This window comes from Sphingobium agrisoli, from assembly GCF_041877245.1.
In the GTDB taxonomy this organism is placed as follows: domain Bacteria; phylum Pseudomonadota; class Alphaproteobacteria; order Sphingomonadales; family Sphingomonadaceae; genus Sphingobium.
Genome location: NZ_JBHDJI010000005.1, coordinates 220,735 through 243,166, shown reverse-complemented (window position 1 = coordinate 243,166; position 22,432 = coordinate 220,735). Strand labels below are relative to the sequence as shown.

19 protein-coding genes are annotated in these 22,432 nt (G+C 62.5%); 8 read left to right on the top strand and 11 right to left on the bottom strand.

Annotated features, from left to right (window positions below; genetic code table 11):
* From ACETPF_RS11010 to ACETPF_RS10995, 4 genes are all read left to right on the top strand, one after another.
* Entirely contained in the window at positions 1–2,457 is a 2,457-nt protein-coding gene (locus ACETPF_RS11010) for a TonB-dependent receptor (RefSeq protein WP_373934519.1), read from the top strand.
* 165 nt (positions 2,458–2,622) lie between these two features.
* A complete protein-coding gene (locus ACETPF_RS11005) occupies positions 2,623–3,864 on the top strand; it encodes a cytochrome P450 (protein ID WP_373934518.1) in 1,242 nt (413 codons plus the stop codon).
* Between the two features lie 77 nt (positions 3,865–3,941).
* Positions 3,942–4,769, top strand: a complete 828-nt coding sequence (locus ACETPF_RS11000; protein WP_373934517.1) for a coniferyl-alcohol dehydrogenase — start codon at positions 3,942–3,944, stop codon at positions 4,767–4,769.
* Entirely contained in the window at positions 4,766–5,533 is a 768-nt protein-coding gene (locus ACETPF_RS10995; RefSeq protein WP_373934516.1) for an SDR family oxidoreductase, read from the top strand. Before ACETPF_RS11000 ends, ACETPF_RS10995 begins: the two co-directional genes overlap by 4 nt.
* 10 nt (positions 5,534–5,543) lie before the next feature.
* Here the strand turns inward: ACETPF_RS10995 and ACETPF_RS10990 are convergent, their stop codons facing one another.
* Positions 5,544–6,281 carry an SDR family NAD(P)-dependent oxidoreductase gene (locus ACETPF_RS10990; protein ID WP_373934515.1) on the bottom strand — a complete coding sequence of 246 codons (738 nt, stop codon included), beginning with the start codon at positions 6,279–6,281 and terminating at the stop codon, positions 5,544–5,546.
* A 201-nt stretch (positions 6,282–6,482) separates the two neighbouring features.
* Here ACETPF_RS10990 and ACETPF_RS10985 point away from each other — a divergent pair, with 201 nt between their 5' ends.
* Positions 6,483–7,871: an amidohydrolase family protein gene (locus ACETPF_RS10985; protein ID WP_373934514.1), complete on the top strand. Its 1,389-nt coding sequence runs from the start codon at positions 6,483–6,485 to the stop codon at positions 7,869–7,871.
* Between the two features lie 58 nt (positions 7,872–7,929).
* On the opposite strand, the gene ACETPF_RS10980 is transcribed toward ACETPF_RS10985, so the two are convergent.
* The 9 genes from ACETPF_RS10980 to ACETPF_RS10940 form a co-directional block, all read right to left on the bottom strand.
* A complete protein-coding gene (locus ACETPF_RS10980; RefSeq protein WP_373934513.1) occupies positions 7,930–9,942 on the bottom strand; it encodes an oxidoreductase in 2,013 nt (670 codons plus the stop codon).
* A 69-nt stretch (positions 9,943–10,011) separates the two neighbouring features.
* Positions 10,012–10,893, bottom strand: a complete 882-nt coding sequence (locus tag ACETPF_RS10975) for a DUF2889 domain-containing protein (protein WP_373934512.1) — start codon at positions 10,891–10,893, stop codon at positions 10,012–10,014.
* A 213-nt stretch (positions 10,894–11,106) separates the two neighbouring features.
* Entirely contained in the window at positions 11,107–11,844 is a 738-nt protein-coding gene (locus tag ACETPF_RS10970; protein ID WP_373934511.1) for an enoyl-CoA hydratase/isomerase family protein, read from the bottom strand.
* Complete coding sequence (locus ACETPF_RS10965; RefSeq protein WP_373934510.1) at positions 11,841–12,635, bottom strand: tyrosine-protein phosphatase; 795 nt, start codon at positions 12,633–12,635, stop codon at positions 11,841–11,843. The genes ACETPF_RS10970 and ACETPF_RS10965 overlap by 4 nt, the downstream gene beginning before the upstream one ends.
* A complete protein-coding gene (locus ACETPF_RS10960; RefSeq protein WP_373934509.1) occupies positions 12,632–13,567 on the bottom strand; it encodes an NAD(P)H-dependent flavin oxidoreductase in 936 nt (311 codons plus the stop codon). Before ACETPF_RS10960 ends, ACETPF_RS10965 begins: the two co-directional genes overlap by 4 nt.
* Positions 13,567–13,956: a carboxymuconolactone decarboxylase family protein gene (locus ACETPF_RS10955; RefSeq protein WP_373934508.1), complete on the bottom strand. Its 390-nt coding sequence runs from the start codon at positions 13,954–13,956 to the stop codon at positions 13,567–13,569. The genes ACETPF_RS10960 and ACETPF_RS10955 overlap by 1 nt, the downstream gene beginning before the upstream one ends.
* Positions 13,957–13,973: 17 nt before the next feature.
* Positions 13,974–14,999 (bottom strand): NADPH:quinone oxidoreductase family protein, encoded by a 1,026-nt coding sequence (locus ACETPF_RS10950; protein ID WP_373934507.1) that lies wholly within the window; start codon positions 14,997–14,999, stop codon positions 13,974–13,976.
* A gap of 13 nt (positions 15,000–15,012) precedes the next feature.
* Complete coding sequence (locus ACETPF_RS10945) at positions 15,013–16,203, bottom strand: thiolase family protein (protein WP_373934506.1); 1,191 nt, start codon at positions 16,201–16,203, stop codon at positions 15,013–15,015.
* Positions 16,200–16,601 (bottom strand): Zn-ribbon domain-containing OB-fold protein, encoded by a 402-nt coding sequence (locus tag ACETPF_RS10940; protein WP_373934505.1) that lies wholly within the window; start codon positions 16,599–16,601, stop codon positions 16,200–16,202. Before ACETPF_RS10940 ends, ACETPF_RS10945 begins: the two co-directional genes overlap by 4 nt.
* A gap of 173 nt (positions 16,602–16,774) precedes the next feature.
* Here ACETPF_RS10940 and ACETPF_RS10935 point away from each other — a divergent pair, with 173 nt between their 5' ends.
* Together ACETPF_RS10935 and ACETPF_RS10930 are read left to right on the top strand one after the other, a co-directional pair.
* Positions 16,775–17,095 (top strand): 2Fe-2S iron-sulfur cluster-binding protein, encoded by a 321-nt coding sequence (locus tag ACETPF_RS10935; RefSeq protein ID WP_373934504.1) that lies wholly within the window; start codon positions 16,775–16,777, stop codon positions 17,093–17,095.
* 205 nt (positions 17,096–17,300) lie between these two features.
* Positions 17,301–18,617, top strand: coding sequence for an amidohydrolase family protein (locus tag ACETPF_RS10930; RefSeq protein ID WP_373934503.1), 1,317 nt, complete (start codon positions 17,301–17,303; stop codon positions 18,615–18,617).
* Between the two features lie 162 nt (positions 18,618–18,779).
* Here the strand turns inward: ACETPF_RS10930 and ACETPF_RS10925 are convergent, their stop codons facing one another.
* On the bottom strand, positions 18,780–20,117 hold the full coding sequence (locus ACETPF_RS10925; protein ID WP_373934502.1) for an LLM class flavin-dependent oxidoreductase: 1,338 nt from the start codon (positions 20,115–20,117) through the stop codon (positions 18,780–18,782).
* Between the two features lie 170 nt (positions 20,118–20,287).
* Here ACETPF_RS10925 and ACETPF_RS10920 point away from each other — a divergent pair, with 170 nt between their 5' ends.
* Positions 20,288–22,414: a GMC oxidoreductase gene (locus ACETPF_RS10920; protein ID WP_373934501.1), complete on the top strand. Its 2,127-nt coding sequence runs from the start codon at positions 20,288–20,290 to the stop codon at positions 22,412–22,414.
* The last annotated feature ends 18 nt before the right edge of the window (positions 22,415–22,432 follow it).

The window sequence follows — 22,432 nt, the reverse complement described above, 5'->3', positions numbered from 1 at the left end:
ATGGAGCGTTTTGTTTCGCTTGGCCGTCCTTCGGCCATTGCTATGGCCGTTGCGATCGCCTGTGTCGCCGGTCCCGTTGCGGCGCAGACTGCTGCATCGCAGGCAGTTGACGCTGCAGAAAAGCAACGGGATCAACTGCAAGATATCGTGGTTACGGCCCGTCGAGTGTCTGAAAACGTTCAGCGCGTCCCGATCGCGATCACGACCTTCTCTGGGGCTGAACTGGCCAGCCAGAACGTTCGCACCCTGCCTGAGGCTGCCACGCTTACGCCGGGTCTGCAATTTGCGCCGGCCCAGACGAACACGGCCGCTGTGCTGATCCAGATGCGCGGTCAGGTTCAGCAGGACACTCTGGCCACCATTGACCCTTCAGTCGGTACGTACGTCGACGGTGTGTACTGGGCGCGTGCCTATGGCCTTACAGCTTCGCTCGTGGATGTCGCCAACTTCCAGGCTCTGAAAGGGCCGCAGGGAACGCTGTTTGGCCGCAACACGACGGGCGGCGCTATTCTCATCAACACCAATGATCCGAGCTTTGTTGACGGGCTTTCCGGCTCGCTTTCCGGCACCTACGGTCGTTTCAACCAGCAGTCGCTGACCGGTATCCTGAATGTGCCGGTCGTGGATGAAAAGGTTGCCGCGCGCTTTGTCTACTCCGGCAACCGCCGCGATGGTTTCGTCCGCGAGGTTAACTCGGGCACCAAGATCGGGAACCTCAACGACTACACGATCCGCGGAAAGCTGCTGGTACAGCCGACCGAAAGCTTCCGGGTGCTGCTTTCGGCCGACAAGTATCATACCGACACCCTGATTGATCCCGGCCGCCTGGCCTACTTCAGTCCGAACGGCAACGCCTCCTTCGAGGCAGGGCTGGAGTCGCTTGGCGCCGCGAACTGCCTTGCAAACCGCGCTGCGTGCGTCGGGGCCGGCAATGCCATACTTGCGCAGGACACGGCCTACGGAAACTCGCGCTTCAGCACCTCGCTTACTGCGACGCCACGCGCGACGCTGAACGCCGAAACCTATACGGCGACGGCCACGTTGGATACGTCATTCGGTGAAATCAAGGCGATCGGCGGCCGTCGGAAGACAGTTTCGGTCTTGACCGGCAGCGATAACGACGGGTCCAAGGTCCGGATACTGGACGGCTCGGGGACTGAGAAATACGGAATCCGGAACAGTCAGGCGATGCAGCAGTGGTCTGGTGAATTGACCGTCACGGGCAAGGCCCTCAACGACCGCCTCGACTTTGCGCTCGGTGGATTCCTGTTCCACGAATATGGAAACGACGACACACCCTCGTCAACGTTCCTCGAACTTTCCAAGCTCGGCACTGGCGGTCGCCGGGCGATCACTACCTCGTTCGGCAGGATTGACACGAAGAGCGTAGGCTTCTTCGGTCAGACCACTTTCCATGCCACCGACAAGCTCTCGATCACGACCGGCTTGCGCTGGTCGCGTGACAAGCGTTCGCTGTCTTCGGGGAACGGTACCTATCTGATCGACCCGACCGGCACTTCCATTCAGACGTTTATCTGCGCGTTCCCTGTCCAAGGATGCCCGTTTTCTCGCGACGCGAGGTTCAGCGGCTGGGCATATACTGCGTCACTGGACTATCAGGCCACCGACGACCTTCTGGTCTACCTGAAGACTGCCAAGGGATTTCGGAGCGGCGGCCTCGCCCTCCGCGGCATTGGCGCAGTTCCGGCATCTCTGCGGCCTTTCGCGCCGGAGATCGTGTACAGCTACGAAGGTGGCCTGAAGGGCGAATTCTTCGATCGCAGGCTGCGCACCAATCTCGCAGTGTATTACACGCACACCAAGGGGGCTCAGCGTAACACGACTGTGACTTCGACAACTCAGGCAAACACCGTTTCCACGGTGACCTCAAACGCCGGTGTTGTTGATGTGTATGGTGGCGAGCTGGAGGTGACCGCGATACTTGGCGGTGGATTTCAGCTTAATGCTACGGCTGCCTACACGAAACCGAAGTATATCTCGTTCATCGACTTCAACGGTTTCGATCGCAGCAACGAGCCTTTCCAGTTGACGCCTCGGTGGACCGCCACAGTTTCTCCGCAATGGAGTGGGGAAGTTGGCAGCAACAAGCTCTCGCTACGCGCCGACTTTGCGTATCAATCGTCGCAGTTCAACTACCCGCAAGGTTTCTACAAGGACTCGACCGGTGTATTCCGCGATGCCGTGACTGGCCAGGTTACTTCCGCTGCTGACGTAGCAGGATATAATAAGGCGACGACGGACGTGAAACATGTTCTTGTCAACGCTAACGCCACGCTGACGGTGCTCGATGGGAATCTGGACTTGACCTTGTGGGGCAAGAACCTGACGAATCTGAACGACTACGTGAACAGCCTGACCATCCCCGGCGTTCAGCTTGGTCGCGTCATGCTGCGTGAACCGCGTACCTACGGGATGACAGCAACGGTTCGTTTCTAAGGCGAAGAAGAAACAGACACTTCAGGGCAGCCAGTTTGGCTGCCCTGTTTTTTTGAGGCTGCGCACGGAGGTGCCGGGATCTATCGACGCAGCGTTCGCAAACGCCTTGCGATCACGCTCAAAATTGATAGCGTGTCAGAAAATAAGTGAACCAGGAGAGTGAGCATGTCGGCACCATCGATCGGGATTCGTTCGTCGAATCGTCCGGATCACGTTCCCGAGAGTCTCGTCAGGGATCTCACCTGGGCCGAAGGTCTCAAGGCGGTGACCTATACCGAACCCTATCAGGATACCGAGGTCCTGCTGGGAGGCGATTACCCACCCTTGATGTGGATCCCTGATGCTGTGCCGGGCATGCAGGGCGTGGGCTGCTGGGTGGTGACCTCTTACGCGGATATCGCCCGGGTCTATCAGGACTCCGAGCTGTTCTCGACCCGAGGGGCCGCAGGATTCCAGCTTATGGTTGGGGAGACCTGGCCCAACATCCCGCTAGGCATCGACCCGCCCGATCACATGAAGTACCGGGCCATGCTCAACCCGTGGTTCTCGCCCAAGGCGATCGACGCGCTTGAACAAAACATCAGGGCAAGCGCGAATTCCCTGATCGACGGATTCGTCGAGACCGGGAAGGCCGACTTTGCCTGGGATTTCGCACGGGTTTTCCCGGTGCGGGTGTTCCTTGACCTGATGGGACTGCCGTTCATGATGTTCGATCAGTTCCTGGAATGGGAATTCACCATCCTGCACGGCGGTGACTTCGAAGTGGCGAAGTCATCGGTGCGCGATGTCATTGCCTACCTGCGCGGGTTCATCGCCGAGCAGCAGGCAACGCTGAACGGTGGACTGGTATCGCGGATCGTCAACGCCGAGATCGACGGTCGGCCGATCAATGCAGACGAGATGATCGGTACGGTATTCTTCCTGTGGCTCGGCGGGCTGGACACGGTTGCCTCCAGCCTGTCGCTGATGTTCCGCCGGCTTAGCCTCGACACTGCGATGCAGCAGACCCTGCGCGACAATCCCGCAATGCTGCCCGAGGCTATCGAGGAGATGCTGCGGGTCCACCCGCTGGTCAACTCCCTGCGACTCGTGAAGAAGGACTTCGATTGGCACGGGCATACGCTGAAACAAGGCGACTGGATCAAGTGTCTGGTGACGGTCGGCAACTTCGACCCTGCCGAGTTCGAGAACCCGCGCACCGTGCAGTTGGATCGGCAACCCAACCGTCACTTCACCCTGGCGGGCGGTCCGCACCGGTGCCTTGGTTCGCATCTGGCTCGACGCGAGCTGAAGATCGCACTGGAGGAATGGTTCCGGCGCGTACCGCTGTTCCGACTGTCGGACCACGACACCCGCGAGGTTTACCCTGGCCTCCAGTCGGTCCGCCACCTGCACATCGAATGGTGACTTTCTGCGGCGACTGCTGAGTTGCGCCTACCCCATTTCCCGGGCCGGCCGGGACCAGTAGACTTAGGAGATCAAGCGTGAGCGAGCTGTTTTCGTATCGTGGCAAGCGGGTTGCGATTGTCGGGTGCTTTTCGGGCATGGGCGAAGCCTGCGCACGCGAACTGGTTGCGCTCGGCGCCGAGGTGCACGGAGCGGACATCAAGCCTTCGCCAGCGCCGCTGGCCTCTTTTACACCGGTCGACCTGCGCGACTGGTCGTCCATCGACAATGCTGTTGCAAGCATCGGCGGCAATATCGACGCCCTGTTCAACTGCGCCGGGCTTCCGCAGTCGTTCCCGCCGACCGATGTCGTATCGGTCAACTTTCTGGGTATCCGTCACTGGACAGAGCAGTGGCTGCCCCGGATGTCGGCAGGTGGCGCCATCGCCACCATCTCTTCGCTGGGCGGCATGGGTTTTCTGCAGCGGATGCCGCTCTTGCGGTCACTGATCGCGATTGAGGACAAGCCGACATTCCTCGACTGGCTGGCTACCCATCCAGACGACGTGCAGGACGGCTATGCGTTGTCAAAGGAACTGGTCAATGCCTGGACGTGCCTGCTGGCCTACGATCTGGGCAAGCAGGGCATCCGGGTGAACGCCACGATGCCCAGTCCGACCGAGACGCCGATGATGGCAGCGTTTGAGAATCTGGTACCGAAGAACATCCTGGACCTCTTCACGATCCCTTCGGGGCGGCGCTCCACCCCGGCCGAACAGGGCAATCCCCTGGTCTTGCTCAACTCGCCAGCCGCCAGTTTCATAAGCGGAGTTTGCCTGCCGGTCGATGGCGGGTTCCATGGCGGGGTTCAGGTCGGCGCAATCGACATGCAGGCGCTGATGGCGGGAGCGGGTGCCGGGGCATGACGGCTGCGACCCAAGGCATGACCGGCAGGGTCGTGGTCGTCACCGGAGCATCCCGCGGGCTGGGGCGGACAATGGCCAAGACCCTGAACGCTGCAGGGGCCACGGTGGTAGCTCTGGCGCGACCGTCGGCTGAACTGGACAGCCTGCCCGCGGAGACAGGTCCGGACACGCGGATAGTCCCTTGCGATCTGGCCGATCCGGCAGCGGTCAGGGACTCCATCCGGCAGGTGGGTGAGGTGTATGGCCGGATCGATTGCCTCGTCCACAACGCCGCAGTGGCCTCGTTGCTGAAGGTGGAGGAAGCGACGGCTGCCGATATCGAGCGCGAGTTCGGCGTGAACCTGATCGGCCCGGCGAATGTCACCTCGGCGGCAGTCCCTTACCTGCGCGCCGCGGGCGGCGGCGACGTCGTGTTCGTTTCGTCGGAAAGCGTGAACCTGCCGTTCCCGTTCATGACGCTCTACGTAGCCTCGAAGGCCGGGCTGGAAGGCTTTGCCCGAGGCCTCAGGAATGAACTGCGCCCTGACGGCACACGTGTATCGATCCTGCGGGTGGGCGGGATGGAGTCTGGCACGATCAGCCGTGAATGGGACGCGGAGCGCATGGCGCAATTCATCTCGGAAAGCACAGCGGGAGGCTACTTCCACTATACCGGCAAGCTTTTCCGCACTGAGTCCGTGGCCCAGACTCTGCTGTCGCTGCTTACCTTGCCGCGTGACGTGAACCTAGATCTGGTCGAAGCGCGGGCCGCTGCAGGCATCTAGGCAGTGGGCATCAGAGGCCGCCGTCAGCCTGGAGCAATGCTCCGGTGATGTAGCTCGAATGTGGACTGGCCAGTGCAAGGACGGCCGTCACGACTTCATGCGGCTGACCGGGCCTGCCTAGCAGGTTGGGGGTATGTTCCCGCATTTCGGGCGTCCAGTTTCGCGCGATATCGGTCAGGAACGGGCCTGCAGACAGGGTGTTCACCCGAACCCTGGGCGCAAATTCGGCTGCCAGCGACCGGCTCATCGCGTTCAGCGCCGCCTTTGCGCCACTGTAGGGAACAACCCCGGGAAGCGGGACGAGCGCTCCTGACGACGATATGTTGATGATGACACCGCCATCGCCTTCCATCATGCGCTTGCCGACCTGCGCCGCCAGACGGAACGGGCCCTTGAAGTTCAGGCCCACCACCTTGTCGAACAACTCTTCGGTCACGTCCGGGCTCGGCATAGCGGGGCCCATCCCGGCATTGTTGATGGCAATGTCGATCCGGCCGAACTCGGCATAGGCCCGCTCGAGCATGCGATCGATCTCGGACCAGCGGCCGGCGTGGGCGCCAATTGCCAAGGCGCGACGCCCCAGCGTGCGGACTTCTTCCGCGACACGTTCGCAGGCATCGACCTTGCGGCTGGTGATGATCAGATCAGCCCCACGAGCGGCAAATGCCCTGACCATTTCCAGCCCCAGTCCCCGGCTGCCACCGGTCACCAGAACGACCTTGTTCGTGAAGTCGAACAGACTGTCCATCGATTCGTAGTCCTCTCCGGCAAAGCCGCGACAAATGGGCGCACATGCGCCTCACGCCTGCTTTTACTCGACAATTGTCTAGTTAAACGAGGGGCCCATTGCAATGCCGGCAGAGGCTCTTGCCCAAGGCTGGACATTACCCGCAGCACTTTCATAAGCTGATGTGCGGCGACCAGAATGTGGCCGCGAGAAAGGGCGCCAGTGGACGGGAGTGCCAGAGACCTGCTGATCGGCGCAGCCCGGCTGCTCGATGGACGCTTGGTCGATGTGATGATCTCTGCTGGGCGGGTCGCCACGGTGGACGCGCATCAGCCCGGCCGAACCCCGGATCTGGACGCGCGCGGCGGGCTGCTCTTGCCCGGCCTTCACGATCATCATGTGCACGTTGCAGCGACGGCAGCCGCGCTTGCTTCGCTTCGTTGTGGTCCACCGGAGGTGACTCATGCCGCAGAACTGGCGAGGATTCTGGCAAATGCGGGCGGCGCCGGCTGGTTGCGCGGCATAGGTTACCATGAGAGCGTGGCGGGGCTAATTGATCGTGCCTGGCTGGACGGGATCGTGCCCGATCGCCCGGCGCGGATCCAGCATCGTTCGGGCCGCTTGTGGATCTTCAACAGCATCGGCCTTGCGCAACTGCTGGCCGGGAAAGCCCCTCCGGTCTCGCTGGATTGCGACAAAGGGCACCTGTTCGATGCCGACACTTGGTTGCGAGGGGCCTTGCAGGGATCGCCCCCGGATCTCGACGAGGTATCGAACCGTTGGAACCGCTGGGGAGTGACTGGCGTAACCGACATGAATCCGCACAATGGTCTCGCCGATGCAGCGCATTTTGCCAAGGCGCAGCAAGCGGATCGGTTTTCCCAGCGCCTCGTGCTTGCCGGTACCGCAGAACTGGCCGGCCTTGCCGACTGCGACACGATCAGCCGCGGACCACTTAAGATCCATCTGCACGAGGCTGCCTTGCCCGAATTTGATGCCATGGTCGAGACCATCGCCAAGGCACATGGCGCCGGCCGGGGTGTTGCGGTGCATTGTGTCACGGAAGGCGAGCTGGTCTTTACGCTCGCTGCTTTTAGGGAGGCGGGGCCGGTCCCCGCCGACCGGGTTGAGCACGCGTCGATCGCGACGCCCGAGCTTGTCGCGCAAATTGCCGAACTTGGCCTGGCGGTTGTGACCCAGCCGAACTTCGTGACCGAGCGCGGCGACGCCTATCTAGCTGATATCGATCGGGAGGACTGGCCCAATCTCTACCGGCTGCGCTCCTTTCTGGCCGCCGGAGTGACCTTGGCGGGCGGAACGGATACGCCATTCGGCCAAGCTGACCCTTGGGCGGCGATCGCTGCCGCAGTTGACCGCCGTACCGCCACTGGCGTCCCGCTCGGTCTGAAGGAGGCGCTTTCTCCCGAGCAGGCGCTGGACCTGTTCCTGGCCGATCCGCTGTCGCTTGGTCGGCGTCGCGCCGTCGTTCCGAATGCTTCGGCAGACCTGTGCCTGCTCGCTCAGGATTGGACCACGCTTCGTGTCGATCCGGCATCCGCTCGCGTCGTAGCCACCCTGATCGGCGGCAAGCTGGTCTTCGACGGGCGCTGACCTGGGCAGCCTGACGGGAATGCGCCGGAGGGCCCAGGCGCCGCGCGTCCCGAACCGGTCAGCAGCCAGCGTGGCGCAATGCAGCGAAATCTGCGCGCAGTCCAAGCACCGCCTGATAGGCCATTTGCACGGCGTCACCGATCCGGCCGACCTGCGAGCAATCCCCGACAAGCGACACGGCGAAACCGGCCGTCAAAAGCTCGGCATGCAAGGCCTGGGCAGGTCGGCGGCCCTGTGCCAGAATCAGCTTGTCCGCCTTGATCGGACCATTTGCTGCGTCGTCCGCACCCTCGCGTTCCAAGATCACGCCGTCAGGGGAAAAAGCCCTCACGTGACAATTGTCGATGACGCTGATGAGCGGGTTGGCATGAATGCGCCGCAACAACGGCCCACGATAGAACTGATCTGCCGACCGGGCGAGCTGATTTGCCCGAGAACGGGTTACGAGAGTGACCCGCAGGCCCTTGGCGGCGCAGAACTCGGCGCATTCGCATCCGGTTTCGCCTCCGCCGTAAACCACCACGTTCGAGCCGGAAGGAAGGTCAATCGCCTTGTCGCCCATCAGGATGTCGTAAGCATCGACGCTGTTTGACTGGGTCAGTCCGGTGATCGGAAGATCGATCCGTTCGGTCCCTGTGGCCAGGAGGACAACGGCCGGTGCGAGCGCCGCGATATCCTCGACCCCGGCTCGCCGACCGAGGTGCACGTTGACCGCGCTTTGCCCGATGCGCTGTTCGAGATAGGACGCGTACCAGAACAGCTTTTCCTTGCCCGGCGGTGTTGCCGAAGGGATGATGCCGCCGCCCAGCTGCGACCGTTGCTCGAACAGCTGCGTTTCGAAACCGCTTTGGGCCAGCAACAGGGCGGCAGCCATGCCACCCGGTCCGGCCCCGACCACAACGGCGCGGCGCCCCGTGCCGGTCTCGGCATCCAGTGGCGGGTCGAGCTCGTTCCCCGCGCGGGGATTTTCGGCACACCCCACATGATGGCGATCCTGATGCGGAGCAAGGCACCAATTGCACGAGGTACAAGGCCTGATCATGGCACGCAGGCCGCTCCGGGCCTTGGTCGGCCAATCAGGATCGGCCAAGCTAGGGCGACCGAGCGCAATCAGATCTGCCTGTTCGTTTTCGAGCGCGGCTTCGGCGGTTTCCGGCCAGCGGATCTGGCCGACGGCGATCACAGGAGCGCCAGCAGCCCGGCGAATGCGCGCGGCATACGGGATGCGCCAGCCTTCGGGCGTCGACATCGGCTCGATCACCGTCTCGAATGCGGCGCCGATGCCAAGGCCGGCCGAGCAGTGCAGGACATCCGCCCCGGCCTCGACCAGCCGGGGAGCGATCAGCTCCATGTCATCGATCGTCAGACCGCCAGGGATGAATTCATCGACTGACAAACGGTAGCTCAGCACGTGGTCGCCGAGGGCCTTCCTGACCTCTCGGATCACTGCAAGCGGGAAGGCCATCCGCCGCTCGAAATCGCCTCCCCATTCATCGTCGCGGCGATTGAAATAGGGCGATAGGAACTGTGAGAGCAGGTAACCGTGCGTGCCATGCAGTTCAACGCCATCGTACCCCGCCTCGACGGCAAGTGCTGCCGCCGCGCCGAACGAGCGCACCATTTGCGCGACTTCGTCGCTGCTGAGAGCGCGGCAGGTCTGGCGATCGGGATCCTTCTTGGAAAACAGGTTGCCGGGGCCGACCGGCATCTGATCGGGAAGAAGCGAACGGGTGGCATATTGGCCCGAATGCTGCAGCTGGATGAATGCCTTCGATCCGTATTCATGCACCGCCTGCACGAGCCGCCGATGGCCCGCGACGTTGCGGCGGTCTTCCAGCGTCAGCTGATATTCGTGCGCCCGGCCCGTATCGGGCTGGACGCAGGTATACTCGACGACGATCAGGCCAAAGCCACCCTTGGCCCGTTCGCGGTAGAACGCAATCATGGCGGGGGTGACGCTTCCGTCCCGAGCGCCAAGCTCCGTCGACATCGGCGCCATCACGGTACGGTTGGGCAGTGTCAGTCCGCGCACCGAAAAGGGACTGAACAATTGAGGATAGTCGTCAGGCACAGCAGCTCTCCTGCCTGTAGAAAGGTCCATGGGCGATCGGGGGTGCGGCGATGAAATCCATCACGCGCTTCACCGCATGGCGGCTTGCAGCGCCGCGCTCAGTTGCGGCACCTCGGCCAAAGAACGCATCGTGTCGTTGAGGTGCGTACACCCCCGGGTCCGAGCAAACTCTTCGATCACCGTTTTCCGAAGGGAACCCACCGACAGGCCGACCAGCCGATCGATTCCGAGTGATGCCGCCGGACAGTAGCTGAACGGCAGAATCCTGGGATCGGCCGCCGCGCTCGACACGGTCATCGATCCCGGATCGATAGTCACGCTCACCAGATATTCGTGAACTGCAAGGCGCGTGCCGTCAGGCAGCGGGGCGCTGTCCTGGAAATGCGTGTCGGCGCAGATCAGCCCGTTCTCATGCCAGACGTCAATCCGACGTGCCCGACGCGCGGCCGGTCCCTGTTGCGCGGGGAGTGCGTGCCAGGCAAGCGCGTCTGGCCCCGCGTCAAGGGCGGGCACCTTGTGATGATGGGAGGCCCGGCCTTCCGGCCCGCCGGTATAGACCCAGGATTCAGGGCTGAAACCCATGCACACGCCCATCATCCGCGCCGTCAGCCGATCCATCTCAGCCGGATCGTCCGTGCTGAGCGGGCTGTCGGACGACCATTGCTGGACACCCCAGTTTGCCACCAGACTTGCCCCAGCAATATCGTCGAGCAGCAGATAGAGCGGCGTGCCGCGCACCAGTTCGTCGCCCAGTGACTGTTCGATGGCGGAGCGCAGCTGGCTGCCCGCGCGCGCGCCGATCAGTTCCACCGCAGCCCGTCGCACGGGCAAAGTATCAAGGCTTACAATTTCGCGCTGCGAGCTCACCACGGCGATCAAGCCGTCTTCGGCCAGAACAGTTGGCGATGCATCTATTCCGGGCGTCAGCAGATCCCGCGCGCGGCCAGTCAAGTGCATCTCTCTCTTCGGGCCGGCAGGCCAGGCGGTATCGATGGATGACGTGCGCCGGGTCGACCAGGGGCGGCGTGATCCAGTTGCCGGTGCGGGGCCGCTTGCTGCCGGGACATCTTGGATTATCGCCAAAGAAACGTGCTCCTCATACGCAGGCGGGTCAGATCGGGCTGTGAGAAACGTTCATGGCGACAACGGAAATTGGACATTTGTCTAGTGCTTTGCGCCAAAGGCGGCAACACCCGACCGTGCTTCCTCGCTGGCAGCCACGCGTCCGGCGCAGGCTGCTTCAATCGCCAGCCCTTGTGCCAGCGGAAGGCTCCAGCCCTCGCCGAGCGCCCGGCGGATTTCGCGCGACGCCGTGCTGCCGCCGCGCGAGCAATCCTGCGCCATGGTGACGGCTGCGGTGAGCACGTCATCGGCAACCGCATTGACGAGGCCGATCTGTTCGGCTCGGGCAGCTTCGATCATTTCGCCCGAAAGCATCATGTGCGCCGCTCGTGCGTAGCCGACAAGGCGCGGCAGCAACTGCGTCCCGCCATAGGCCGGCATGAGCGAATGCTTGATTTCGGGCAGACCGAGCCTGGCCGTGTTGGCCGCGACACGCATTATGCAGGCCATGCCCAGTTCCAGTCCCCCACCGAGGGCAAGGCCGTTGAAGGCAGCCACGGTCACCTTGGGAAAGGCGTCCAGACGCAGGATCAACCGGTGCATCCGCGCAATCCGGCCTGCCGCGTCGTTGCTGCCCTCCTTGAGATCGGAGCCGACGCAGAACGCGCGACCGGTGCCAATCAGCACCAGGGCGCGGATTGCGTCATCCGCAGTGACAAGATCAAGCGCTTGCTCGATTTCGCCAACCATCGGTTCGTTCATCGCGTTGAGCACTTCAGGACGATTCAATCGCAGGATCGCGATGCCATCCTGGCTGGTGAGTTCTGTAGTCGTGGTCATGACAGGAGCCTTTCGCGGATCTGGCCAATCACGTCCGGACCGATGCCCAGAACGCTGGCGAAATATGCCGAAATGGAGCCAGACCGGTGGATGATCGTGGCTTCGCTTCGATGGATATAGTCCGGTTCGACCTGCAGGAGCACTTCCAGGGCGCCGTCGTCGATCGTGAGGCCGAAGGTCGCTTCCATCTCGCGGCGGACAAGGGGCAAGCGTGTGCTGACCGAGGCGGCTGCATTGCTGAGAAGGTAGTCCTCCATCGCATCGTCCGGATGGACCGACAGCAGCCGGTGAGTGAGCCAGGCGAGGATGCCGGTGCGGTCCTTTCCGGCGGCACAGTGCATCAGCATGGCTCCAGATCCATCCGCCAGTGCCGCGAAATAGCGCCCGTACACCGAGATGTAGTCCGGCTGAAACGGAAGCGACCGGTAAGTGTCGGCCAAAAGGCGCCGCATCGCCGTGGTGCTGCCGTCACTGGCCTTGAATGCTGCGATGTGCGGCGGTTCGACGTCGGCGCCCTGGCTGTCACCGATGTCAATGGCCAGCCATGGCATCCGGCCGACCCAGGCCCCGGGCCGGGCCCGTCGCTCCGTCGCCTGCCGCAGGTCTGTCACCCGTTCGATGCCGAGGTCGCCGATTGCGTTGAGGTCGGCCGCTGTAGCGCGGTTAAGCTGCCCGCTGCGGAAGAGGCGGCCAGTCCTGAGCCGAGCGCCATCAAGCGTGCGCCAGCCGCCGAAATCACGGAAGTTCATTACCCCGTGCAGGGTAACGACACGCTCGGTAGCAGAGATCACGCCAATGAAGCTCGCGCCAATGCCGCGCGATATTCCATCGCAAGACGCTCGACCAGGCGCCCGGCTGGAAGGACATCGTCGATACCGGCCACGCCCTGGCCGGCTGACCAGATCTCCTTCCACGGCTTGACGGTCGATCCATCGGGCGCAACGGACACTTTGGCATGGCGCAAGTCCAGTTTCCTGGGGTCGAACCCATACCTTTGCAGCGAGCCATTGAGGAACGAGGCCGGCGTCCCGCTCATCGCCGCCGTGGCCGTGACTTCGCCTGACCCTGCGGCAAGGATCATGGCCCGATAGTCGTCCTCTATGGCTGCCTCGTCGGTGGCGAGAAAGCGTGTGCCCATGTAGGCCATGTCGGCCCCCGCGACGATTGCCGCGGCCACGTCCCGCCCGGTCGACAGGGCGCCGGCCAGAATCAGCGTACCGTCGAAACGCTTGCGTGCATCGGCGAGGAAAGCGAAGGGATTGAGGAAGCCGGTATGGCCACCGGCACCGCCGGTGAGCAGAATGATGCCATCCACTCCCGCCTCCGCAGCGATTTCCACGTGGCGGGCGCTGGCGGCATCGTGAAACACAAGGCCGCCGTATTCGTGGACAGCCTTGACCACCTCACGGTCTGCTCCGAACGAGGTGATGACCAGAGGAACCTTGTGGCGTACGGTGACAGCCAGATCCTCGGCAAGACGGGTATTGACCGCGCCAACGATCAGATTGACCCCGAACGCGGCATCGTCCGGCCCCAACGCGCCCGTGATCAGATCGAGCCATTGCGCAAAGTCCTCGGCCGTCCTGGCGTTGTGCGCCGGGAAAGTGCCGATCGCGCCCCCGCGGGACGTTTCGATGACGAGTGCCGGGTTGGACGCGATCAACATGGGGGCGGCAATGACCGGCGCCTTGAGGTTGTTGGCCAGGGGAGGGGGGATGCCCATCAGTCACTCTTTCCTTCGTGTTCGATCCTGTCGAGCATCAGCTCGATTTCCGCGCCTCTGGGAAACCCCTGGAACACGGCGAACTGCAGAACGAATTCCCGCAGTTCGGCGCCTGTTATCTCGCCGGAGTTGAGTGCAGCCCGAAGATAGGTTTCCATCGGCAGTGCTGCGCCGGTGGCGCAGACGCAACTCAGCGTGATCCAGAAGCGCGACCGACGGTCGAGCCCAGGCCGACTCCAGACCTCGGCGAAAACGAAATCGCGCCCTGCGGCACGGTAGGGTGTGGTTGGTTCCAGTTGCCCGATGCCAAGGATCTGCCGGACAGTTGCGTTGCCCCGATCCGCTCTTGCCGCCGTTTCCGGAGAAAGACTGAAGTCCGCTGTGCCCATGGTCTCCCTGCTCCTCATCAAGCGATCCGGACAACCACCTTGCCAAGCGAACGCCCGTCCGAGGCAGCATGCATGGCATCCCGGAAGTCTGCGAAATCGAACGTAGTACCGACGGGTGGGCGCAGCCCGTCAGCGCACCACCCGGCGATCAACGCGCGGTTCGCGGCAGCCAAGTCGGACTCCTTCAGGCTGAACTGGCGGACATCGACGCCCACCAGGGCTGCGCCCTTGAGCAGAGCAAGGTTGGCGGGAAGCCGCGGAATCGGGCCACCGGCAAAGCCGACGACAAGATGGCGCCCGCCCCACCCAAGGCTGCGGAAGGCGGGCTCGAACAGATCGCCTCCGACGGGATCGAACACGATGTCGACCCCGCCATTTCCGGTCAGCGCCCTGAGGTTCTCACGCCACCCGTCCTTGCTGTAATCGAGCGTGGCCTCTGCGCCGTGCTGGGCGGCAAACTGACGCTTGGCCGCAGTAGAGGCACCGGCGATCACCCGGGCGCCCAAGCGAGCAGCGATCTGCACCGCTGCCATCCCCACCCCGCCCGCGGCGCCGAGTACCAGAACCGTCTCTCCCGGCCGCACGGCGGCGCGATCCTTGAGTCCGTGCAAAGCGGTCGCGTAATTGGCTCCATAGCTGGCTGCTTCGGCGAAGGTAAGTCCGGCGGGGATCGGTGTCAGTTCGGCTGTATTGGCGACCACATGGTCGGCCAACATGCCGCTGAACCGGGTCACGGCGACCCGATCGCCGGGCGCGAAACGGTCAACGCCAGCTCCGATCGCGACAACCGTGCCGCTGCCTTCGGACCCTGGTACGAACGGGACCTCCGGCTTTACCTGATAAGCGCCCGCCGCGACGAGAACATCCGCATAGCCCAGACTGGTCGCATGGACCCTGACAAGCACCTCGTCCGAAGCCAGAGCTGGTAGCGGCAGCTGGACCAGATCGTATTGGTCGGGCGGACCCAAGCGCTCAGACCGGACGCAGAGCATTGTCTTGGGCGCTGAAAAGTCCAACCGCTCGCCTGAGGTGAAGTCGTCCATCGTCCGAACCCGCCTATTCCCGGACGAGCAGCATGCAGCCGCCGAGCGGCCCGCCGGCCGTACTGTTGATGCTCACTTGCAGATCCTTCGCGACCTGTCGTGCACCGCCCCTTCTCCACAATTGCGTGGCGGCTTCATGCAACTGACCGTAGCCATGCATCCGCCCCATCGAGAGCTGGCCGCCATCGGTGTTGAGGGGGAGCTGGCCTTCCAGGGCTATCCGGCTGCCATCGCCCACGAACGCGTTTTCCTCGCCGGGGTTGCAGAACCCTGCTGCCGACAGCCAGGCAGCGACGTGGAAGGTAAAACCATCATAGAACTGGGCGATGTCCACGTCTGCCGGCTTCAGGTCGGTCCGTTCCCACATCATCGCCGCCGCCGATATGGCCGCTTGGCGTGCCAAGGCATGGCTGGCAATCTGGTCCCACGAATTGCGCACGGTTTGTGCACATCCTACGGCTTCCACCCGCAGCACGGGATTGCGGCAATCGCGCGCCGCATCCCGGCGCGACAGGACGACGGCAACCGATCCGTCACAGGGAACGTCGCAGTCGAACAGACGCACCGGCGTGGCGATCATTTCGGATGCGAGGTATTCGTTGAGCGTGAACGGGCTGCGATAAACGGCTGCCGGATTGAGCGAGGCATTACGTCTATTGTTCACCGCAATACGTCCGGTAGTTTCTTCAGCGAGGCCGTGATCGTGGACGAAGCGCTGGAAATACAAGGCCTGCTGCACCGAGGCCGCAAGAGCGCCGTAAGGAGCAAAGCTGCCGAACTGGCTATAGACCCGATCGCCCGCGATAAGGGCATTGGCCTGTCTCGAGCGCTTGCGCGCGCTTCCTTCCTGCACGGTTCGGAAGATCAGGACATGGCGGCAGAAACCCGCCGCGATGGCGCCAATTGCGTTGAACACAGCCCCAAGTTGGCCTGGCACTTCGATCCCGCCGGCGTACCAGTTCACCTGAAGCCGCAGCGCGTCCATCAACTGGGGCACCCCGATCGGCGAGAAGCCCGAGGCGTTGTTGTCGGCTCCCGGATAGGATGCGACGCCGTCAATGTCCGCCCGGGTCAGGCCTGCGTCCGTTATTGCTTCCATGCAGGCATCGATCGTCAGCGTGAGCGCCGTCCGTTCCGATGCGCGGGACACTTCCGACATGCCGATGCCAGTAATGGCGGTCTGCTTTTCGCCAAAGCGGGTCATGCGGCACGCGGGCGGAACTGAGGGACGAGGATATCTTCTACCTGCTCGAAAACGACCTCGACGGGCATGCCGATGAAAACGGTGGCAGGTTCGGTCCCGATGATGTTCGCGGGCAGTCGAATCGTCACGTCTTCATCCAGTTCCACCAGGGCAAGGACACAGGGCACCGACTGTCCCGGAAGCCACTGGCGAAAATTGATCGTGTAGGTGGCGACGGTTCCCTGTCCGGATACGCGTTCAGGCACAATGTCGCGGCTCTCGCAGGCTGGGCAAAACGAGGTGGGCGGGTGCACATAGGCTCGGCAATCGCAGCAGCGCGCAATCATGAGGGCGCCATTTTCCCCACCGGTCCAGAATGCGCGGTTGTCTGATGTGATCGCCGGTAGGGAACGTTGCATTGGACTGGCTCTCCATGACCGCCCCCTTGTTCACGCCCGAAGGACTGATTGCATCTTGTGGGAACTGATTTGACGTTTTCGTCAAAAGCGTGGATGTGTCAAGCAAGGTTGTTCAGAACCGTTAGCCGAAGGCGCGCCATGCAGCGGCGGCGGTTGAATGAGAGGATTTTGCTATGCCCACGATCAGGTTCGTCCAACATGATGGTCGTGAAGATGTCATCGAAGCTACCGTGGGTGAAAGCGTGATGCGAGCGGCATTGTCACACGCCGTTCCTGGTATTGTCGCCGACTGCGGCGGTTTCCTGAGTTGCGCCACTTGCCATGTCTTTGTTGCCGACGACTGGGTCGACCGCATTGCTCCGCGGACCGACGAGGAAGAGACGATGCTCGAAATGGCTGTCGAGCCCACCGAATTCAGCCGACTGTCATGTCAGATTTTGGTTGATCCGGATTTGGATGGCCTCACCCTGCGAGTCCCCGCGCGGCAGTTCTGAGCAGGCAAGTATCCGGCGTGCGCGACTCCTTGGCGAGGCCGGGCAGGTCATGAGCGCATCTGCAGACATGAACGAAAGGGCCTGTGAAGCACGCTGAATGGGGGATTCATTCAGCTTGCAGGACGGCTCCGGATGATTTATTGACAACCTGTCAGAAATGTGAGGCCTGTCGTGTTCGGGTCCTTGCGTCATTAGGAGAGCAGCAATGCAGTTGGAAGAAATGGTCATCGTCAGCGTGGACGACCACGCGGTTGAACCCACAGATGCTTTCTTCAAGCATTTCACGGGCATCTATCAGAACGAGGCGCCGCGGGTTGTCGAACGGAACGGCAAGGATGTCTGGCTGTGGAACGACACCATTTTCCCGACGATCGGCCTGAACGCCGTGGTCGGCCGGCCGCGTTCCGAATACGGAATGGAGCCTGACAGGTTCAATCAGATGCGCGAAGGCTGCTACAACGCCAAGGCGCGCATCGCCGACATGAACGCCAACGGGATCTGCGGATCGCTGAATTTTCCGACATTCCCTTCGTTCGCCGGCAACCAGTTCATCAAGGCCGGTCTGAATGGCGACCACGACAAGGCGCTGCGCGCGGTTCGGGCCTGGAATGACTGGCATGTGCTGGAATGGTGCGCCGAAGGTCCGGGCCGGTTTATTCCGATGATCATCCTTCCGCTGTGGAACATGGACTCCATCCTCGAGGAAATGAAGCGCTGGGCAGGGCATGGTGTCCACGCAGTGTCCTTCCCCGACAATCCGGCGCGAGTTGGCCTGCCGAGCATCCACAACGAATATTGGGAGCCGTTCTGGAAGGCGTGCGTCGATCACAAGATGGTGATCAACTGCCATATCGGCACCGGCGGGGCCGCCGAGCATGCATCGACCGAAAGCCCGATCGATGCGTGGATCACGACCATGCCGATCTCCATCTCAAATGCTGCGGCCGATTGGCTCTTTGCCGATTTCATGCGGCGCTATCCGGACCTGCGCATGGCGCTCTCCGAAGGGGGCATCGGCTGGATTCCCTATCTGCTCGAACGGGCCGACTACACGTATGAACACCATCGCGAATGGACGTTCTGCGATATGGGCGAACTGCGTCCGTCCGACATCTTCAAGCGCCAGATCATCACCTGCTTCGTGGACGATCAGTTCGGGTTGAAAAATCTCGATTACATGAACCCCGATCTGGTGTGTTACGAAGTCGATTATCCGCATTCCGACACGCTGTGGCCGAATTGTCCCGAATATCTGTGGACCTCGATCAAGCATCTCGACCCCGAGATCATCGACAAGATCTCGCACCAGAACGTCATGCGCGAATACAACTACGATCCGTACACTGCGCTGGGTGGCCGGGATAAGTGCACCGTCCGTCATCTGCGTGAACTGGGCAAGGACGTCGACGTTTCGCCCCGTGCCAACCTTGGCGGTCTGAAGACCGAGAGCATGGACTTGATCGGCGGGGCACGCCGCCGTGTCACCTCCGGCGAAATCATGCAGATGTTCGCTTCCGCCTGAACCTGACGGGAAGCATCAAAATCGGGCCCGGCCTTTTCATGAAAGGTCGGGCCTGATGTATTGTGCCGGGAATGGAGAGTGCGTTTTGCCGGGTTCCTGAAACGGAACCCCGCCACATTGCGCGGGCAGGACGAGACTGGTCCGGTGGTGCTTGTCAGGCCGTCAGCGCACGCCGCCAGGTACCGGCAGGCCGAGATGGCCCCGCAAGGTGTCAGAGGTGTATTCGGTTCGGAACAGTCCCCGTGCCTGGAGAATCGGCACGACCTGATCGACGAATTCATCGAGTTCGCGCGGAAGAATGTTGCACGAGACCAGAAAGCCGTCGGCTGCTCCTTCGCGGAACCACAGTTCCATCGTATCGGCGATCTGATTGGCTGAACCACAGGCGATCACGCTGGTCAGGCCGCGCACAAGCTTCACCGCCAGCTGTCGGATGGACAGCCCCTCCTTGGCCGCGGCATTGCGCGCCTGATCGAACAGGGTACGCGAAGCGTTGGTCAGCGGCACGTCTTCGGGCAGCGGGCCGTCGAGCGGATAGCCGGTCAGGTCGACGCCGCCCAGTGCAGCTTCGAGATGGGCCAGGGCAAAGTCGATATCGACCAGTGCGTCCAGTTCGGCCAGCTTCTGCCGGGCCGCTTCCTCCGTTTCGGCAATCACCGGCACAAAATTGTGTAGCGACTTTACGGAATTCGGATCACGACCGGCCGCCTCTGCACGGCGGCGCAGGTCGGTGCGGTATGCACGCGCGGTTTCCAGGTCTGGCGAGATGGAAAAGGTCACGTCGGCGATCTGAGCAGCCAAATCGCGCCCTGGACCCGACGCGCCGGCCTGCACGATGATCGGCCGCCCCTGGCGTGATGGCGGGACCGAAAGGATTCCGTCCGCCGAGCGGAACTTGCCCTTGTATTGAAAGCGATGAACCTTGCTTTCATCAAACAGGATGCCGGTTTCCTTGTCGCCGATCAGGACACCCGGATCGGTCGATTTCCAAAACCCGCGCACCACGTCTGCGGTCTCATGCGCGACCTCGTATCGCGCGTCATGATTGGGGGCTGCTTCCAGCCCATGGTTAAGTGCTTCGTCGCGCAGTCCAGACGTAACCAGGTTCCACCCGGCCCGACCGCCGCTGATCAGGTCAAGTCCGGCGATGTGACGGGCGATCTGGTACGGAGAGTAATACGTGGATGACATCGTGACGATGAAGCCAAGCCGTTCGGTTACCGCAGACAACGCGGACAGCATGGTGAGCGGATCGAACTGGAAGGTGGTGAAAGGAGTGCGGCAGGCCATGTTGCGCGGCAAGCTGCGGACGCATAGCTGATCGGCGCTGAACATGAAGTCGAACTTGCCGCGTTCGGACGTCTGCGCGATCGTCTTGTAGAACTCGAAGCTCAAGCCCGAATCCGGCTGCGCGTCGGGATGTCGCCAGGCTGCCTGGTGTTGGCCTCCGGTGTACACGATCGTTCCCAGGACCATGTGCTCTCCGTCCCGATTTGCCATGTCGAACAATCCTCTCGCCCACGAAGATTTGCAGCAGCCACCGAGTCGGTTTTCAACGAGCCGTTTGGAGCGCAAGTTGATGCTAGATTAATTCTGACACTTCCGTCAAATTGGGAGCGGCCCGCAAAGCTCTGATTTTCGGTAATTGGTCGGTTGGGGAGAGAAGAACGATGACACATGCTGACGTCCTGATCATCGGTGCCGGGGCTGCGGGCGGAATTGCTGCGCGACGGCTTGCCGAAGCCGGGCTGTCGGTAGTCGCGCTTGAACAGGGCGAGTGGCAGGGTCCCGACCGTTATCGCGGAAACGAGTGGGATTGGGAGGTGACTGCGGCCCGGCAATGGTCGACCCGCCCCGACCTGCGCCGATCTCCGGCCGATTACCGCATCGATTTCTCCGAATCTGACGTCCACGTTCTCAACTTCAACGGGGTAGGTGGCGGCACCGTCCTGTTTAACGGGGTATGGAACCGGCTGCTGCCTGCGAACTTCGACGGATTCAGCCGGTTCGGCATAGGTGACGACTGGCCGATCCGTTACGAGGATCTGGCCCCGTGGTACGATGCCACGGACCGTAGTGTCGGCGTGTCTGGCCTTGGCGGGCATCCTGTCTATCCGGGGGGTGCGGAGCCACCCCTGCCGCCGTTGCCGATCGAGGGCAAGGCTGTGGAGATTGCCAGCGTCATTGCCGCACGAGGGTGGCACTGGTGGCCGGAAACAAATGCCATCCTCTCCGGGCCGTTCGATGGGCGCCATCCTTGCGTTCAGCGCGGGACCTGCTCGAGCGGCTGCAATGAAGGAGCAAAGTCTTCCATCGATCTGACGCATTGGCGCCCGTTCATTGCCGGGGGAGGGAGGTTGCTCACCGGGGCGCGGGTACGGCGGATTACGCTTGATGCGGCCGCCCTATGCAACGGTGCGGAGTGGATCGACCGGGATGGACGGGCGCACCACCAGTCGGCTGACGTGGTGCTGCTGGCTGCCAACGGAATCGGCACCCCGCGCCTTCTTCTCGCTTCGGCCTGCGACAGTTTCCGCGATGGCCTCGCTAACCGTTCAGGCCTGGTGGGCAGGCGCTTGATGATGCATCCATCGGCCTTCGTCCATGGAATTTTCCCCGAACCCCTGCGAAGCTGGCAGGGCCGCAACGGTTCTACCCTGCAGTGTCTGGAGTTTGCGCCACATGTCGATGGATGTGGGTATGACGGTGGCACCAAGTGGTCACTGCATCCTGCAGGGGGAGGGCCGCTCGCCGAGGCAATGCGCGTGTTTGCTGCAAAGGTTCCGCCGTCGGAGTTTCACGCCCGGTTCGATGCACAGTTCGGCCACCGCCTGAAATGGGTGATTCTGGCAGAGGACATGCCGGATACCGAAAACCGCATAGAATTGCATCCGGACCTTACCGACGCCGACGGCGTTCCCGCAGCACGGCTTTTCTACCGCTTCAGCGCGAGCGTCCGGGCAGCGCTGGATGACAGTGTCGAGAAGTCCGCGCAGGTGCTCCGGGATGCTGGCGCGATGGCGATCGAGGCAAGCAACCCGGCACCGGTTGGTGCCCACCTGATGGGAACCGCCCGCATGGGCGATGATCCCAGGAACGCAGTGGTGGACCGCTGGTGCATGACCCACGATATTCCGAACCTGGGGATCATCGATGGTAGCGTCTTCGTGACTGCCGGCACGGTCAACCCGACCAGCACGATCTGTGCGCTGGCCCTCCGTGCAGCCGACCACTTGGTTCGCCACCGTGCCGACGTGCCCCGGCCCGAGATGCGCAATCGCGCTATTCCTGTTGCGGCATCGGCGGGGCGGTCGAACAATGCGGCCGCTGTGGATGCAGCGCTTCAACCGATGCTGACTACGGCAGAACACCGCCGTCTGGTGGAAATCGCCGATTGTTTGATCCCGCAAGTCGATGATCTGCCGGGTGCTGGAGCCATGGTGGATGCCGCGGCATTGAAAAGGCTGTTCAGCGTCCGGGCAGACCTTGTCGAGGCTCTCCGCCGCGCTCTGGCGGGAGACATGGTCGCCCCCGCGACCTTGGTCGGTCACCTGTCAGCCAATGATCCGGTAGCCCACGAGGCTTTGCTGACGACTGTCGCCGGCATCTACTACCTGGATCCCGAAGTGCGAAAACGGATCGGCTATGATGGTCAGGATGCACTCCCCGTCACTCCGGATCGCTATCCAGCCTACCTTGCCGATGGTCTGCTGGACCATCTATTCGAGGATGGCTGGCTCGAGCGGTGGGAGGCTGGCGCATCGCGGCTTACGTCTGCGCCAGCATCTCCCGGGTAGGCCACATCGGCCTTCGGT

Bases quoted from the DNA above. Each gene is read 5' to 3' on its own strand.
- ACETPF_RS11010 (WP_373934519.1), top strand. From the start codon at position 1: ATGGAGCGTTTTGTTTCGCTTGGCCGTCCTTCGGCCATTGCTATGGCC.
- ACETPF_RS11005 (WP_373934518.1), top strand. From the start codon at position 2,623: ATGTCGGCACCATCGATCGGGATTCGTTCGTCGAATCGTCCGGATCAC.
- ACETPF_RS10995 (WP_373934516.1), top strand. From the start codon at position 4,766: ATGACGGCTGCGACCCAAGGCATGACCGGCAGGGTCGTGGTCGTCACC.
- ACETPF_RS10990 (WP_373934515.1), bottom strand. From the start codon at position 6,281: ATGGACAGTCTGTTCGACTTCACGAACAAGGTCGTTCTGGTGACCGGT.
- ACETPF_RS10970 (WP_373934511.1), bottom strand. From the start codon at position 11,844: ATGACCACGACTACAGAACTCACCAGCCAGGATGGCATCGCGATCCTG.
- ACETPF_RS10960 (WP_373934509.1), bottom strand. From the start codon at position 13,567: ATGGGCATCCCCCCTCCCCTGGCCAACAACCTCAAGGCGCCGGTCATT.
- ACETPF_RS10955 (WP_373934508.1), bottom strand. From the start codon at position 13,956: ATGGGCACAGCGGACTTCAGTCTTTCTCCGGAAACGGCGGCAAGAGCG.
- ACETPF_RS10950 (WP_373934507.1), bottom strand. From the start codon at position 14,999: ATGGACGACTTCACCTCAGGCGAGCGGTTGGACTTTTCAGCGCCCAAG.
- ACETPF_RS10945 (WP_373934506.1), bottom strand. From the start codon at position 16,203: ATGACCCGCTTTGGCGAAAAGCAGACCGCCATTACTGGCATCGGCATG.
- ACETPF_RS10940 (WP_373934505.1), bottom strand. From the start codon at position 16,601: ATGCAACGTTCCCTACCGGCGATCACATCAGACAACCGCGCATTCTGG.
- ACETPF_RS10935 (WP_373934504.1), top strand. From the start codon at position 16,775: ATGCCCACGATCAGGTTCGTCCAACATGATGGTCGTGAAGATGTCATC.
- ACETPF_RS10930 (WP_373934503.1), top strand. From the start codon at position 17,301: ATGCAGTTGGAAGAAATGGTCATCGTCAGCGTGGACGACCACGCGGTT.
- ACETPF_RS10925 (WP_373934502.1), bottom strand. From the start codon at position 20,117: ATGGCAAATCGGGACGGAGAGCACATGGTCCTGGGAACGATCGTGTAC.
- ACETPF_RS10920 (WP_373934501.1), top strand. From the start codon at position 20,288: ATGACACATGCTGACGTCCTGATCATCGGTGCCGGGGCTGCGGGCGGA.